Raw genomic sequence first — 17583 nt, 5'->3', positions numbered from 1 at the left:
GGGTAAATATTTTCATTTAACGATTAATTTAATTCAGGGATGCAAAGTCAATTAAGTCCCTTTTATAATTATTTGACTACGACCCTGGTGATTCCCGACCCGCCCCGGTCGGGCTGTTCATCTTCGAATGATATAACTTCATCAACATCAGAAAGATAGTCCCGGATCACTCTTCTGAGAATGCCTTCGCCCTTCCCGTGAAGGATACTGACTTCCTTTATCCTTAGCAAATAGGCATCATCAAGGTATTTTCGGACCATCATCAGGGCCTCATCGGCCATTTGTCCCCTGAGATCAAGAGTGAGCTTAAAATTGACAGCTTTTTCATTCAGATCACGGATAAATGGGGAGCCTAAACCTGTCGGCTTTATGGTAAGAGACTTTGCAGGTAGTAAGTTTTGTAGGGGTAAAGCAATCTTCAACCCGTCAAAATCAACGAAGGCTTCATTATTTTTAATCCGTTGAATTACACCCGGGTTTTGCCGCCCTTCAATAGAAACCCAATCACCAGGCTTCCATGGCAGCAGTCCTTTGGCTTTCTCAGGCTTAATGGCTTTTTTTTCTTCTTCTGTTGACGATATGATGATTCTTTGCCTGTATTTTTCTATCTCTGACCGGGCAGATTTCGTTTTTTCCTTCTCAGCCTGTGATTCCCGGATTTCCCTGATGGTATTTTCGATGATCCTGTTTGACTGCTCAAGTATTTCCCTCGCTTCCTGCCGTGCTTTTTCCAGGATGTCTTTACGGGTTTTTTCGAGTTCTGTCTTCAGGATCTCATATTTCTCAATCAGTTCACCGAGAAAACCATCGGCGACCTTAAATTCCTTAAGCTGTTTTTCAAGCCGGAGTTTTTCCGTTTCCACCTCCTGGAGCTGCTGCTCAAAGTCGAGGTGGGTTTTTCCCGCTTTGCCAATGGCCACCTGGATCACCTCTTCCGGAAACCCGATCCGGCGGGCGATTTCAAAAGTGAAAGAACTTCCGGGCTTTCCGGATGCCAGGATGTATAAGGGCTGCAGGCGTTTGGTATCAAACAGCATAGCCCCGTTCAGGACACCAGGAACTCTTCCTTCCAATAGTTTCAGGTTGGAATAGTGGGTAGTTACTACCCCGAAAGCCTTTGTTTCACTGAGCTTCTCAAGCGCTGCCTCAGCAATGGCGCCACCCAGCGATGGATCAGTGCCCGTTCCCAGTTCATCGATGAGGAATAAACTCCGGGGGCCACAGTTCCCGATAAAATAGGCCAGGTTTAACAAATGGGAGCTGTAAGTGCTCAAGTCGTTTTCAAGGGATTGCTCATCGCCTATGTCGATAAAAATATTTTCGAAAATGCCGGCTTTTGCGTCAGGATCCATGGGTACTAATAACCCGTTTTGCAACATATACTGGATCAATCCGACGGTTTTCAGGCAGACAGATTTTCCCCCTGCGTTAGGACCTGTAATGATGAGGATTCTGTCTTCTGTATCAAGCCTGATATTCAGTGGAACAATTGTTTTTGTTTTGGCTGTTAATGACAGGTAAAGAAGCGGGTGACGGGCATTTACCCAATCAATAACTGATCCTGGAACGAGCACAGGCTCATCGGCTTCTATCTCAAGGGCGAAGCGGGCTTTAGCGCGGATAAAATCCATTTCTCCAAGGAAATCGTAAGCTTTCAGAAGTGTTCCCGTTTCCGGCCTGATATAATCGCTGAAAAGAAGCAGGATATGAATGATTTCCCGCCTTTCGGCATTTTCCAGTTCGCGGACCTCATTGTTGATTTCCAGGCAGGCCTCAGGCTCAAGGTAAACCGTTTGCCCGCTGGCAGATTCATCATGGATAATTCCCTTGATCTTGCGTTTATGGGTGGCCTGCAGCGGTATCACAAGCCTGCCGTCACTCAGGGTGATTTCGGCATCAGTGGAGGTCCAGCCCGAATTTCTTGCCATATTAAGTAGCTGGCCAATCATTTTTTCGCTGGCAACCGTTTTGTTTCGCATCTCTTTCCTGATCCGGGCCAGGTCCGGGGAGGCACTGTCGCGGAGATGGCCTTTCTCATCAAGGATCCGGTCGGCTTCGCGAAGGATATGGCCTGGAACCTCCAGGTCACCTGCTAATGCCTTGAGGTGGGTGAAAGCTTGAGCAGCAGTCAGCCGGAAGAAAGCCAGGCATCCGGAAATGGTCCGCAGCGATAGGCGCAGATCGACGAGCTCTTCGGGTAACAGGTAAGTACCGGGTATCTGGATGCGAGACAGAACAGGGGAGAGGTCAAGGTAATCCTGCGCCGGGAAGGGGAGACCTGTTTCCAGGATAGTGAGGAATTCTCTGGTTTCTTTCAGCAGGCGGCTGACCAGGTCAAAATCGGCGCTGAATGATAGCTGCAGGACACGCTGCCGGCCCATCTCCGAAATACAACGCGCCGCAACAAGTTCCCTGATCTGGTCAAAGCCTGTCTTTTGCCCGAAATTCGATGGGTAAATCGATGTCAATTCGCCTGTAGTTTTTCCTGAATTTAATGTATCTTCTGGTCAGGATAAAAGAAATGAAAATAATCAAGCCGCCTAAAACAAAAAGCAAAATTAAGTATAAATCATATTGGCCTTGTCTGAACCCCCGGTTGTTGCCATATAGAACAAAACCTGACCAGAAAGCCGGGTGCAATTCAATTTCTGATTTGGTTTTCTCCAGGTAGTTCAGTTTAGCCAGGCGCAAAGCTACATCTTTATGATAACCCTTACCAAGTAATTGATAAAACGACGCGATAATATTCCCGCTGCTGATATCTTCAACATCCCAAAGGGTCATTACCACACTGTGCATACCGGCATAAGTAAATGCCCTGGCGAGACTAAGCACCCCTTCGCCTTTTTGCAGCTTTCCATTGCCTGTACTGCATGCACTAAGAAAAGCCAGCTCACCTTTAAGATCCAGGTTATAGATTTCGTAAGTATGCAATACACCATCTTCTCCACCACCTCCATATGGATAAAACGAAAGCATGGAAGAAAGTGGATTATCATCGTCTATCCTCGTATGCATTGCAAAATGCAAGATATCATAGAAAGATGCCCACTTTTTAAATTCAGCTTCAGTTGCATTTTCACCTACGAGTTTCTTTCCTTTCATGATTTTAAGGATGGTTTCCACTTCCCATTCCGCACCAGGAAGATCATTTCCTGCATTTAAATGTTGAGCTAATGCCTTATTATTGGCAAGGATGCTTCTTTTCAGGATGTCGTAACTGGGTGCAAGTGCAAGAACCCCATTTCGCAAAACGGGCCTTGGCCCTTTCTTTATAAGGGTTAAGATAGTTGAAGATGCCGCATAGCTTATCGGACATTTATTGATCAGGTAAGGCAGGTCCCGGAATTCAATAGTATCAGAAGGTACAATTGCTTCAATCAGTGATTCAAAAGAAAGATAACTTAACTCTTCATCAGGAATAATAATAACTCTTTTTCTCAGCAATTGGTTATCAACCGGTTCAATCAATATAGTGTAAAGTTTATTTGCAGTACGCTGATAATCCATATAATCCTGAAGAGAATAATCCGGAACATGGAGAAAATCCAAATTATTGCGCATAGCGAAAATATCCTGAATGAAAGACGAATCAATGATAGCCTTTCTGACCTCGAAATGATTTTCAGAAATAAGAAATGTATAAACATATTCTTCCGAAAGCGTATATTCAATAATGACTTCATCATTTTCGAGAATAGTTTGCAATTCTGCAACTGACACTACAGAAGGGTCATATTTTAATTTAAAATAATCCGGGTAAACTCGTTCGAGATGATCTAATAAACTGTCGTATCTCATTTCATAGGCCAGGAGGTTTGACCGTAGGTAACTAAGCTTGTTTTCATCAGGCTCAGATTGATTTTCTTCTTCCCAAATATTGTTGCGGTATAGGTATAAGTTGCTTTTAATTTCTTTTTCAGTTTTTCTCAGATCTTCAGGTATGGATCCGAGTTTTTTAGCATTGGCATCTTTCAGTTCACTGAGAAGGACCATTGACTTTCCCCTTTCCGATATTTCGAACGCCTTGTATAACCATACAGAGTCATTCGTATAGCCAAATGTAACCAGGCAAATATCAATAGCTTTTTTATAGATCTTATAGATATCGCCGGAAAGTAACATTTGGCTGTTTTCAGCGCGGTAAGCCATTCGCAGTTGGTCAATCATATCCATACATAAAAGATAGGTTTGAACAGATGAAATTAAAAAGGTAACATTTTCGTTTTTATAAAAGAACTTATTAAGGCAAAAAGCTTTTTGCAATAATATATTGATTAGAAGCAAATTTGTGTTTAAAGATTGATTGGAAGGGTTTACCAGGATGTTGGTGTCTGTGAAGGATTTGGAAATTGAGATGAGGCTTTTTTGATAATAAGATAGAGCAAGGTGGAGTTGATCTTTTTTTAAATAATAGTCCCCGATACTTTGAAGTGAGGCAGCGACATCCCGGTTGTGAAACCCTAAACTTTTACTAAAAATTTCAAAGGCTTTGTTTAAATATTCTAAGGCTCTTTCATCCCCGTTTTCTATTAAAAATTCTCCGTAATAAAGGAATGTCAAAGCATTTTCCGGATTTTCAATATCAGAAGTTTCTTTTATTATTCCAGGTAGTTTATTAAAATATTCCTCTGCTTTTTTTAAATCTCCTTCCTGGAGGTATAAGTTGGCTAAGTTCCTGTATATTTTGGCTTTAAGAAATGCATCTGCGCCTATTAATGAAGAATTATAAAAAACTATTGCTTTATCTTTTTCTTTATTCTTATCGTAAGCAAGGCCAATGTCCATAAAAAGTGGTGAAAGGAGGATATTATTTCCTTTGACCCCGGATTCTATGATCTGTTTAGCATTATAAAGGTATGTGAAAGCTATTTCATGATCTCCTAAGATATTACAAATTACTCCTTTATTCCAATAAATGCTTCCCAATTCGAGATGGCTTTGAAGACCATCTCTTAAATAAATTCTTTCCGCTTTTTCTATATAAAAAAGGGCTTTGTCAAGAGCAGATATACCTTGATAAAACCTACCTAAATTCAGATATATTCTTCCTAAGGAATAGCTGTTTGGGGAATAAATGGTTTCTTTAAGATGAAGCGACTCAAGAAAACAGGTTTCCGCTTTTGCATAATCACAAAGTTCGAGGTGAATAATGCCAATGTTCTGGAGATAGGAGGCGCGGTCTTCCAGATTGGAGGATTTATTATTTGCTAATTCCAGGGCCTTGTTATAGCAGGCCATGGCAGAATCATATATTCTTTTATAATAAAAATAATTGCCAAGTTTATTATAGCAGGGGGCTAAGAGTGAATCTTCCCTGCCAAAACTGACTGAATAGATTTCAATAGCTTGCATAATTGCACTTCGCCCTTTCTCCAATTCTCCCCTTGTTAAAAAAAGTGTGCCCTGAATAGTCCAATAAAGCCCGGATAATGGCTCATTGGTTGCTAAAGATGAAAAATAAAATGCATGCAATGAATCGAGCAGGTCTTCCGATTGACGGTATTGTCCATTCATCCGGTAAATATCAGCTTTCACTAACCTGTTTTCAATGGCCGGTTTTGGATTTGGGATTGATCTTAAGGAATCAAGCTGCAGATCAAGTAATATGATGGCTTCGTCAAAACGGTTCTCTCTCTTTAGCTCGGCAAGGTGCCCAAGGAAATGTGTATCCAGATAGATCTGCCCCCTCAACTGAACGACAAAGCACATTAATACAATGAATTCCAGATAAATACGGAACATTGACGGGCTTAAGCAATACCAACTTTTCATGCTGATTTAGACTTGAATACTGGTTAACTGAAAGCAATATTATTTATTGTTTAATACCACTTTATATGAAAATATACCCGCCTGTTAATAAAAAAATAAATGATCGTGAAAAATAATAAAATACCACCTGTTATCAAGACAAAATGTAATGGCTTCCAGGCTGTTGTTGTATATATCACAGGATCAGTTTTGCCGATACATACATAACCTGCCCAGAAATAAGGATGTGACTGCAGTTTTCCGGCACCTTCCAGGTAAGCGATCTTGGCCCGCTGAAGAGCGATGTCATTTGGCAGGCCGATTTTTAGATTTTCGTAAAACATGGCCATGAGATTTGCGCTGCTATGGTCCTCTATCTCCCATAAAGTCATTACCACACTTGGGATACCGGCATAAAAAAATCCCCTGGCCAGGCTGATGATCCCTTCGCCGCGCTCGAGTTTTCCGCTGCCTGTATTGCAGGCGCTTAAAACAGCAAGTTGTCCTGGCAGATGAAGGCCAAACAGTTCATAGGTATTGAGGTAACCATCATCCGGAGAACCAGGTTCCGGGAGTGTAAAAACAAGTTTGGAATACAATGGGTTTTGATTGTCAATAATTGTGTGCATAGCCAGGTGCAAAATACTATATTCCCCGGCATGTTCTTTGAAATAGGTTTCCGTAGCCTTTAGATCAAATAACTTTTTTGTTTGAAACTGGCCGGAAATAGCATTGATTTCCTCTTTAGTCCCTTTGATAGGAGAGAGCTTCAGCATGACAGAATCAATAAGGCCGGCATTTCTGGTGTTCCTTGTGTAATTATAAGACGGGGCGAAAGCAATCAATTTTCCGGTAACTTTCCGGGTAAGTTGGCTGGATTGCTCGAAATGAATTGTTGATGAACTACTGTAACTTATCGGATTACTCCTGATAAGCCAGGGCAGATCATTGTAGCCTTGCGATTTATTTATGGGTTTTTCTTTTAACAGCAGATCAAACGACAAATAACCCAACTCACCATCGGGAATGATAATTAACCTTTTTCCTGGAATTGCCTTTTCAAACGGAAGGATCAATATATTATAAAGCTTGGTAGAAATTGTAGTGAGAACTTCGAATTCCTGCTGTCCGGCATTGAAATATTCATTCCGGATGAAAAATTGCCGAAGACTGTCAAGCTTCCTGATCAGGCTGGATTTGTTGCCTAATATTTCAGCGGATAATAATCCGTCTGAAAGAATAAAACCAAACACCAATGAATCTGTCACATGATATTCTATGATGGCTTGATCAGTTGGTAAACTTTTTATTGCCGAATCTGCAGAGATCGTAGTGAAGTCATATTTAAGCCTGAAATATTCAGGGTATGATTTTTTGTACGAAGACAATAAGCTGTCATGGGAAAGCCTGAGGCTGAATATCTTGTCACTCCACAATTGCAACTTTCCCGGGTCAGGAACTTTCTTCTGCCTTTCCTGGTAAAGAAAGCCATTGTAAGTGGCAAGCTCCCGGGAAAGCGTATTTTCAAGATCCAGCACATTATGGGGTATATCGGTATCCGATTGTGCATCCAACCCTCGCAAGGCGCTAAGCAAAATAATGGCCTGACCCTTTTCAATGAAATGAAAGGCATCAGCTAAATATTTTTTATCTTCAGTTGCTTTATAAAGACTGTAAGTAACCATTACTCCCAGATCAATGACGGTTCTTGCATCTTTATTTAAGATCATCTGGCTTTCTTCCTCATTATAAGTTTTTCGTATTTCTTCAATTACCGCAAGAGTCAGGTCTATGGTTTCCAGACTTAAATTTAAATCTTTAATGTTTTTGTTTTGCAGGTACTGCAGATACAGAGCTTTTGCCTTAAGACTCAAGGCATTCGGCAAATAAAGGTCAAGTACGATATCTTCAATTTTGGGATTAATTCTTGGGTCCGACTCTTCAAATCCAGGCAATAGGGCCGTTAAGGCTCCCTGAATCTTAATCAAAGCAGAATTATAATCAGCTTTTGCCAGGAAATACTCACTTTGAAGGAGGAATATTTTTGACAGGTCTTTATTCTTGGTGCCAAATAACTGGATGAAGATGTCTGCTGCCTTGGCGTAATACCACTGTGATTTATCATTATTTCTCGATTTTTCCAGAAACATACCATAATATTGATAACAAAGGGCGAGGTCATAGCTGTTCCCTGAGAAGAATTTATTAGCAAAATCAATCGATAAATTATAATACTTATCGGCACTATCGGGTTCATTTAATGTTTTATAAATATTGCCAAGGTTTCTATAAGCTTTAATAATGAATGGATTGTCCTTAATTTTCGTGGATTGGGTATAGAAATCAATGGCCCTGTTTAATTCACCTTTCTTTTCATAAACATAGCCTAAATCCATTAACGCACTTAAGACTTCCACATTATTAGTGCCTAAAACTTTTTCACGTATGGAACGGGCTTTTGATAAATAACTGATGGATTTCTCATAATCTCCTTTTAGCGTAAATATATTTCCTTTATTCAAATAAACATAAGCAAAGATTAAATCATTCCGGTCAAAACGAGATAAAAGCAGTTGCTCAGCTTTATCATAATATTCGAGTGCCTGGTCATATTTAGAAAGGTCCATGGAAAACTTGCCGAGATTTATATAAATCCTAGCCAGTGCAGGATCGTTCTGACCAAATAGCTCTTCCTTGAGGTGCAATGATTTGGTATAACAGTCTTCAGCCAGTTTGTAATCACCTTTCATGTGCGCGGCAATACCCAGGTTCTGGTAAGAAGAGGCCGTTAAGAAATTTACGGGATTGCTCTTTTTCAGGGAAAGCACTAATGCTGTTTGATGGCAATCAAAGGCTAAATCATAGTTTGCCTTTGCCAGGTAGAGATTTCCCAGTTTATTGTATGCATAATGCAAAGATGTATCCTGTGTTCCACAGTGAGCGGTTCTTAATTTGATGGATCGTTCAAGATAAAGTTTTGCAGAATCCATTTCCCCTTGTGCAAGCAGATAACTGCCTTTCACCTGGTAAAGTTCGGGTCCAAGGTCGATATCGTCTGGAAACCCTTTGTGAATTTTATTTGCAGCTTCTTCCAAACCTGCCTGCGCCTGTACGAAATTTCTCTGTAGAACATAAATGTCGCAAAAGTTTAACTCGTTCAGGATTTCCTCTTTTTTATCTCCTGTCGTTTCAAGTAAATCACTTAATTTACTATAATAGATAAGGGCGCTGTCATATTCGATCCTGTTTTTAAATAGAAGGGCTTTTTGTTTAAGTAATTCTTCCTGGTTTGCGGTTTGTGCAGAAATATCGGGAACTGACAGAAACAAACCCGAAGAAATGATCAGATAGCTCAAGAAAAGCCAGATCGAATGACTGAAGTTAGAAAGAAAGAAAAGAGGAGGTGCGCTTTTCATCCTGTTGACAGTTTATTGCCGTCACAGGCTAAATTATATAATTTTTCAAAGCTGCCAGAGATAAATAAAAAAAAGGAGTACCTGCCGGCACCCCTTTTTGGATTTAATAAAAAGAACGCCGCTTATTTGGATTTAATTATTGTTCCCGTACTTTTAAATTGGTCGCTGCCATTGTATATGATGCTGTAATAGTAAATGCCCGGTATCAGGTCGGCGCCGTTAATTTTAGCCTGATGATTGCCGGCTTGACAGTCACCGTTTACTATTTCCTGAACAAGTCTTCCTGCCTGGTCGAAAAGGGAAATGATGACGTGTCCCTCCCCTGGGAGCAGGTAGTTAAGGTTGGCATTCTCCATGAAGGGATTCGGGTATACTGTCAGTGCAATATCTTTTTTTGCAATAAGGTTGATTGTCGGAAGTATGAGACTTACCCCGGAGATCAATTCCCCGTTTGCATTAATGAAGTGGCTTTCATCACTCAACTTAAGGCTATAACTTTTTCCGTCACGGGACGCACCCGTTGTTTTTGTTGTAATAACCAACAGGGGCATTCCGTCCGTAATTTCAAACGCCTGCTGTGACTTATCAATCCATGTCACCCTGACCTGGTCTCGTAAAATGGAAATTTTAGCTGTTGAAATGGGAGATTCAACGCTAAGCACGCTTAAACCTTCAGGTATCCTTATAACCAGGTGCATGCCGGCGATTTCCAGGTTTCCTGCACCGGTCAGTTTAAAATCGATTGGGTCTGAAGGACCTACGTTTAAACTCATTACAGGATTGTTAAGAAAAATAGAGCTGATTTTCGGATCAGGCACTAAGGATCCATTAACATCTCCTGAAGACCCCCCCCTTGTAGTGAATCCTTCCCTTGCTGCTGTGGGAATAGTAACTGAAGCTGTTTCAAAAACCCAGGGGCCGATTGGAAATGGGTCTCCTTCGTTCATGTAACCGAGGAGGATTAAATCATAATCATCCCAGGTTAAGGTTCCGTCTCCATCTACATCTGAGGCTAATTCCTGGATAGGAGTGAAAGTGCAAAGATTTAACAATCGTTGTATGACAATGAAAGGATCGGTGAGGTTGATACCTCCGGAGTCTTCACCGGTCGTAAACGTAATCGTATAATTACCGGGTGCGACATTGTGAAATGTGTAATGCCCGCCATTATTAGTGGTGGCACTGTCGATGACATTACCGATCGAATCGGTGAGATGAGCTATAACTCCAGTCATTGGGTAGTTATCATGATATGTAACTTGCCCGTTAAAATTAAAGTTGCCTTGAGAGAATGCAGTAGTGCTTAATAAAAGGAGGCTCAGGCACAGCGTCCTTAAGATTGCTTTTTCCATGATTTTGAATTTGGCGTTCGTTAAACAATTAAATCCGGTTGAGTGAAAAAGGATTTTTAAGCGGCTATACCTCTTTCATAATTTAATCCGAAAACCTATGTAAAGGTAATACGGTTTTTTAAAAAAAAGTTGGAAGATTAAAAGAAATAAGCAGTCTCGGTAATAATCTATTGCAAAGTACGTTAATTTAAATCAAAAAAACAATAAAATATGTCATTAATTTTGTCGAATGTTGGTTGATAAAAATAATTAACTTTTTAATCTTTTTTTCGTATTACCTTTTAGCAAAAAAATGATAAACGACCGATGAATGACTTTTTATACTGATGAAGCTATAATAGATGGTCTAAAGAAACGAGATAGTGGGATAATCAGTTATGTGTACAAAGAATATTACCCTACTATCAAATTTCTGATCACAACTAACTCCGGAACTGAAACTGATGCCGAAGATGTATTTCAGGATGCACTTATTGTGCTATTTAAAAAAATTGCCAGGGAAGACCTGTTTTTAACGAGTTCTTTTAAAACATTTTTATATTCGATTTGCAGGAATTTGTGGCTTCAGAGGCTGGACAGACGTGTTTTCAGCAATGAGTTTCTGGAGATGGAAGATTTAAGTGAATTGCAGGATAATCTTTATCTGGAACAACCAGAAGAAGAGCACGAGAAATACCGGCTTTTCCAGCAACATTTCCTTAAACTCAGTGAAGATTGTCAAAAGATTCTGCAATTGTTTTTGGGTAAGACTTCTTTAAAAGAAATTGCTGAAATTATGGGTTTTAAGACAGAGAAATATGCTAAAACCCGAAAATTTATGTGTAAGGAGAAATTAAAAAATTCAATAATAAACGACCCGAATTTCAAAAAATATCTAGTTGATTATGAATAAAATGAGATACACGGAATGGATCGACAGTTATATCGGAAATGAATTGGACGAAGCCGGTATGAAAAGTTTCGAAATGGAATTATCCATCAATCACGATCTTGCGTTGGAATATCATCTTGAGAAGGATCTGGAAAAAATCCTCAGCCAACAGGATTTGCTTGATTTCAGGGCTAAATGTATTTTAGCGCAGAATGAATTGAATCTTTCAAGCAGGAAATTCGTCAAAGTTATTCAATTTACCAGGAAATACTGGTATGCCGCCGCATCGTTACTTCTGATTGTTTTGGTCACAGGTAGCTTGATCCTTATCAATCCTGGTAGTTATTCCCCTGAGAAACTGTTTAAAATGTATTACAAGTCTGGCCAAACAATTGGTGTTTCCCGTTCTGGTAACAGTAATATGGTTGAAGCACTTTTATATTTCAGCAAAAACGATTTTCAAGCTGCCGATGGTCTATTTGACAAAATCCTGATTAATGATGTGAAGAATTTTGCCGTTATGTATTACTCCGGTATCTCAAACATTGAAATAAAAAACTATTCAAAAGCAATTCAAATGTTTGAGTCAATTATTCAGGACGGAGATAATCTTTACATTGAAAATGCAGAATGGTACCTCGGTCTTTCTCATTTAGTAGCAGGAAATGTTGATCATGCTAATAAAATATTTGAATCAATTGCCTCAACACCAGATCATTACTATTCAAAGGATGCAAAGAGCATACTTGAGAAAATTAAAAAGAATGAGAAAAGTAAAAAATTTCTAAATAATTTGTTCTTTTTGATATTACCTTTTTAGAATTCTTGGATTAATACCAGATTGAAGAAATAATACATTGTTTTTTCATGATTTTGGGTTTAAGTAAAGGGTGCCGGGGGGCACCCTTTATTATTATTGCATATTCCTCTTTAATCTTTCATTTCATACTTCTGAATTGATATTAAAAATCTGGTTATATTCGCTTTGTTTAAGATTATTTTATTTTCGGGAATTAACCCAACAATCGAAACGAATGATCCGGAAAAAAAATCCTTTTGCTTCTTTCCCTGTTTTTCTCGCTTTTCTGTGCATGGGATTCGGCGATGTAGTCGGACCCCTTACCGGATTGATCAAACAGGAGTTCCAACTTTCCAATTTAATGGCACAGATGATCCCGTTCATGGGATTTCTTATGTTTGGTTTGCTATCCATTCCTATCGGGGTGGTTCAGGATAAATACGGCAAAAAATCTATTCTTCTGACCGGCCTTTATCTTGCACTTTTAGGGTTAATGATCCCTTTAATAGGTAAATTCTCTTCTTTTATTGCCTTGCTGGCTGGGATTCTCATGCTTGGCGCCGGTGCTACCTTTCTGCAGGTTTCAGGAAACCCCCTGATGAGAGATATATCTGCCCCTGGAAAATATTCAAAGAATTTATCCCTGGCACAATTTATCAAAGCCATAGGATCATTGTCTGGTGCACTCATACCCCTGGCAGCAGCCAATTACTGGGATGCTGACTGGAAAATACTGTTTCCTGTTTATTCAGTTTTGGTTTTACTTACTATTATTTGGTTATGGATGACCAGAATCAAGGGACAGAATAATGAAAAGGTCGTTAAGGCTACATTTGCCTCAAGTTTATCGCTATTAAAAAATAAATATATATTTCTGATGGTTTTGGGAATTTTTCTTTATGTGGGCGCTGAAGTGTCAATGAGTTCCGGTCTGCCAATATATTTGCAGGATTCATTCGGACTAGATATTGCCAAACTCGGACTACTTGGAACCTTGTTTTTTTTCATTGCCTTAATGACCGGCCGTTTTATAGGTGCTATTATCCTTAATTGGCTTTCCGCAAAGACCTTTCTCAAAATATCAGTCTTGGTTTCAATTGTGGGATTTATGGGGCTATTTGCAGGAGTCCAGGTTGTTGCCATGACCGGCATTGTAATGATCGGCCTCGGTTTTGCTAATATTTTTCCTTTGGTTTTCAGCATCACAGTTGATGCGATGCCTGCCAGGAGTAATGAGCTTTCAGGATTAATGGTTGCCGCTATTGTAGGTGGCGCATTAATCCCGCCTCTCATGGGTCTGATCGCGGATTTAACTTCTACAATGATTGCCTTTGTAGTACCCTTGGCATGTGTTCTATTTATTCTTTCGATATCTTTCATAAAACCTAAAGAATCAATTTCAAATTAAAATGATGGACAGGAGAAAATTTATTATTCAGGGGTCCATGGTCTCTGCGGGATTGCTGATGGATCCAAAAATTGGAATTTCACAAAAAGATTTCAGTAATCCAGGAAATGCTGATTATCCTCTTGTGATATCGACATGGGATTTTGGTTTCAATGCAAATACTGTGGCCTGGAAATTAATGTCTGCAGGCGGAAGGGCACTTGATGCTGTTGAGGAGGGTATCCGGGTCATTGAAGCTGATGCAGATAATATGTCCGTTGGTATTGGCGGCCTTCCAGACCGTGAAGGTATAGTCACGCTTGATGCATGTATTATGGATGAAAACGGCCAGGCAGGATCTGTGACCTTTCTAAGTGAAATTGTCCATCCCATTTCCATTGCACGGCTTGTCATGGAAAAAACTCCCCATGTTATGCTGTCCGGAGATGGTGCTTTGCAATTTGCCCTGGAAAATGGTTTTGAACGCCATAACCTGTTAACCGACAAGGCCCGGAAAGCCTGGGAAGAATGGAAAGTGCAAAGCCATTACCAACCGGTTATTAATATTGAAAATCATGACACCGTTGGTTTATTAGCTATGGATCAGAATGGTAATATTTCCGGCGGATGCTCAACCAGCGGGCTGGCATTCAAGATGCATGGACGGGTTGGTGATTCACCAATCATAGGTGCAGGTCTGTACGTAGATAATGAAGTGGGTGCTGCGGTTGCCACCGGCCTTGGTGAATTGGTTATGCGAGCATTGAGCTCCTTTCTTGTGGTAGAACTGATGAGAAATGGCGCAACGCCTCAGGAAGCCTGCCAGGAAGCAATCCAGCGAATCGCAAAAAAAAATCCTGATTTTAAAGATTACCAGGTCGGCCTCCTTGCGTTGAATAAATCAGGTCAATCCGGAGCTTTCGCCTTACAGTCGGGGTTTAGATATGCCATACATAATCAAAGTTTAAATGAAGTGGTAACTTCTTCAAGTTATATCTAAAATTCATCCTGAATGAAAAAATCAATTTGGCTTATTTTCCTTATTTTACTAATGGGATGTTCGGGTAATAACCATAAAAATTTATTAACTCTTGTTGATCCTTTCATAGGTACGGGTGGCCATGGCCATACCTTTCCCGGTGCCACTCTTCCTTTTGGAATGGTACAGCTTAGCCCGGATACCCGGAAGGATAACTGGGACGGATGTTCGGGATATCATTATTCCGATTCTACCATCATGGGCTTTTCACATACACACTTAAGCGGTACAGGAGTGGGTGATTATGGCGATATCAGGTTTATGCCAACAGTTGGCAGTTTACAGATCAGACCCGGTGCTGAGAATGAACCCGCATCAGGATACCAATCACAGTTCTCACATAAGAAGGAAAATGCTTCACCTGGCTATTACCAGGTATTCCTGGAAGATTACAAGATAGATGCGGCTTTTACCGTCACCAGGCGATGCGGATTCCACCAGTATACTTTTCCTCGCTCGGAAGAGGCCTGTATTATCATCGACCTTAAAGAATCTGTTGTGACTGAGGAAAACCTGGATTTATCCATCCAGATCATTAACGATCATGAAATCAGCGGTTACAGGAAATCATCCGGTTGGGCTGCCGACCAATCCGTTTATTTCTATGCTATATTCTCCCGCCCTTTTGATTCTTATGGAACTGCCACTAATGGAGAGATCTCCGAAAATACCGATAATGCATCAGGGGATGATGTTCAGGCTTATGTGAGGTACAAAACTGAAGAAAATGAAAAAATCCTGGTTAGAGTCGGAATCTCTGGTGTTAGCGTTGAAGGAGCCAGAAAGAACCTGATTACTGAAATACCTGACTGGCAGTTTAACCGGGTCAGGAAACAAGCTGAAGATGCATGGATTAAAGAGCTTGGCAGGGTCGAAGTCAAAGGAGGCGGCAAGGATGACCGTAAAAAGTTTTATACTGCACTCTATCATTGCTATTTAGCTCCAAATCTTTTTTCTGATTCTGTTGGCCGATACAGAGGGAATGATGGAAAGGTGCATCAAGCTATTGACTTCGAAGTTTATACTGTTTTTTCCCTCTGGGATACTTACCGGGCCTTACATCCTTTGATGACAATTCTTCAACCTGAGCGAACGGCAGACTTCATTCAAACCTTTCTTGATATTTACGAAAAGGCTGGTTTGCTGCCGGTATGGGAATTAGCAGGAAATGAAACCAATTGCATGATCGGGTATCACGCAGTACCGGTAATTGTTGATGCATACCTGAAAGGGATTGACAGTTTTAATGCTGAAAAGGCTTATTCTGCCATACGAAGCAGTGCAGAACAGGATAATGCCGGACTTAAGTATTACAAGGAATTAGGTTATATACCGGCAGAAATGGAAGGGGAAGCGATATCCAAAACCCTTGAATATGCTTATGATGACTGGTGTATCGCCATGATGGCCAAAAAGTTAGGGAAAGAGAATGATTACCGGTATTTTATTCAGCGGGCTCAGTATTATAAAAATTTATTCGATCCCGATACCCGGTTCCTCAGGGGTAAAAGAAACGGTATGTTCACCATGCCATTCGATCCGTCAGAGGTGAATTTTATGTTAACTGAAGCTAATACATGGCAATATACTTTCTATGTCCCGCAGGACATCAGCGGATTAAAGGATTTGATGGGAGGTGATGGATTTTTTGAAAAGAAACTGGATAAAATGTTTTCTGATTCAGGTGGATTAAGCGGCCGCCAACAATCTGACATTACCGGGTTGATCGGCCAGTATGCACATGGAAATGAGCCCAGCCATCACATGGCCTACCTATATAATTTCACCGGAAAACCTTATAAAACACAAAAGCTGGTCAGGGAGATCATGAAGGACTTATATGGTTCTGAGCCATCTGGTTTGTGCGGAAATGAAGACTGCGGGCAAATGTCCGCCTGGTTTGTATTAAGTGCCATGGGATTTTACCCCGTCACCCCCGGATTAGGATATTACACTCTTGGCAGCCCTCTTTTCGAAGAAATCAGGATCCATCTCGAAGATGGAAAGGATTTCATTATTAATGCCAATAATAATAATGCATCCAATATCTACGTTCAATCTGCCGACCTGAATGGGGAATACTATGATAAATCTTATCTTGACCATGAGGTTATAATAAAAGGCGGAACTCTGACATTCGAGATGGGTTCACATCCTGATACGGACTGGGCATCCGAACCCGGAAACTGGCCGGTATCCGGAATTTCTGACCATATCATAACGCCTGTACCCTTTTTTGAAGCTCCTTCCGGTTCCTTTCAAGACACTGTCACAATTAAACTCCGCCATAATAATCCTGGGGCCAGGATTTATTATAGTTTCGATGACAAATTGCCAGATTCAGCATCCGCAGTTTATCATGATCCTGTTATTATTGACCGTTCTACCTCTTTTAACGCATATGCTGCTCTGGATTCTAATATTCCGAGTAAGATTACCAGGGCATCATTTTATCAAATTCATCATGCTTGGACCATTTCGATAAAAAATCCTTACAACAACCAGTACACGGGAGGTGGTGATATGGCGCTTGTTGACGGCCAACATGGCGGTCCCAATTTCAGGACCGGTTCCTGGCAGGGATACCACGGAGTTGACTTTGAAGCAGTAATAGATATTGGGAAGGTCGCTAATGTTACTAAGATCGCTGCTACATTTCTCCAGGACCAACGTTCCTGGATATTCATGCCCGAGAAAGTTGAATTTTCCGTTTCCAGGACACTTTATGATTTCAAGACTGTGGCGATCATTGAAAATAATCTGGCGGATAATATTCCTGAAGCTGTAATAAAAGAATTTAAAAAAGACGGATTGAATGAGGGGGTCAGATATATCCGGGTTCATGCAACGAACAAGGAAGCCTGTCCTGACTGGCATGTGGGGGCTGGGGAAAAGACATGGATTTTTATAGATGAAATTACTGTGGAGTAATGCTAAAAAAAGGGCACATTAAAAAATGCACCCT

9 protein-coding genes are annotated in these 17583 nt (G+C 40.6%); 5 read left to right on the top strand and 4 right to left on the bottom strand.

The genetic code is table 11. The features are described from left to right. Window positions 1-68: 68 nt before the first annotated feature. The 4 genes from M0Q51_00085 to M0Q51_00070 form a co-directional block, all read right to left on the bottom strand. Complete coding sequence (locus tag M0Q51_00085) at window positions 69-2468, bottom strand: Smr/MutS family protein (protein ID MCK9398376.1); 2400 nt, start codon at window positions 2466-2468, stop codon at window positions 69-71. Next, window positions 2422-5775 (bottom strand): CHAT domain-containing protein, encoded by a 3354-nt coding sequence (locus M0Q51_00080; protein ID MCK9398375.1) that lies wholly within the window; start codon window positions 5773-5775, stop codon window positions 2422-2424. The genes M0Q51_00085 and M0Q51_00080 overlap by 47 nt, the downstream gene beginning before the upstream one ends. 50 nt (window positions 5776-5825) lie before the next feature. Beyond that, window positions 5826-9170, bottom strand: a complete 3345-nt coding sequence (locus M0Q51_00075) for a CHAT domain-containing protein (protein MCK9398374.1) — start codon at window positions 9168-9170, stop codon at window positions 5826-5828. Between the two features lie 122 nt (window positions 9171-9292). Further along, window positions 9293-10522, bottom strand: a complete 1230-nt coding sequence (locus tag M0Q51_00070; GenBank protein MCK9398373.1) for a T9SS type A sorting domain-containing protein — start codon at window positions 10520-10522, stop codon at window positions 9293-9295. Between the two features lie 310 nt (window positions 10523-10832). Here M0Q51_00070 and M0Q51_00065 point away from each other — a divergent pair, with 310 nt between their 5' ends. From M0Q51_00065 to M0Q51_00045, 5 genes are all read left to right on the top strand, one after another. Further along, entirely contained in the window at window positions 10833-11414 is a 582-nt protein-coding gene (locus tag M0Q51_00065) for a sigma-70 family RNA polymerase sigma factor (protein ID MCK9398372.1), read from the top strand. After that, window positions 11407-12213, top strand: a complete 807-nt coding sequence (locus tag M0Q51_00060) for a hypothetical protein (GenBank protein MCK9398371.1) — start codon at window positions 11407-11409, stop codon at window positions 12211-12213. The genes M0Q51_00065 and M0Q51_00060 overlap by 8 nt, the downstream gene beginning before the upstream one ends. Window positions 12214-12427: 214 nt before the next feature. Next, a complete protein-coding gene (locus tag M0Q51_00055; GenBank protein MCK9398370.1) occupies window positions 12428-13600 on the top strand; it encodes an MFS transporter in 1173 nt (390 codons plus the stop codon). A 1-nt stretch (window position 13601) separates the two neighbouring features. Continuing rightward, window positions 13602-14579: a N(4)-(beta-N-acetylglucosaminyl)-L-asparaginase gene (locus tag M0Q51_00050; GenBank protein MCK9398369.1), complete on the top strand. Its 978-nt coding sequence runs from the start codon at window positions 13602-13604 to the stop codon at window positions 14577-14579. Between the two features lie 12 nt (window positions 14580-14591). After that, entirely contained in the window at window positions 14592-17549 is a 2958-nt protein-coding gene (locus M0Q51_00045; GenBank protein MCK9398368.1) for a GH92 family glycosyl hydrolase, read from the top strand. Window positions 17550-17583 lie beyond the last annotated feature (34 nt).

It is taken from the genome of Bacteroidales bacterium (assembly GCA_023229505.1).
In the GTDB taxonomy this organism is placed as follows: domain Bacteria; phylum Bacteroidota; class Bacteroidia; order Bacteroidales; family JAGOPY01; genus JAGOPY01.
This window is presented reverse-complemented; position numbering and strand designations above follow the sequence as displayed.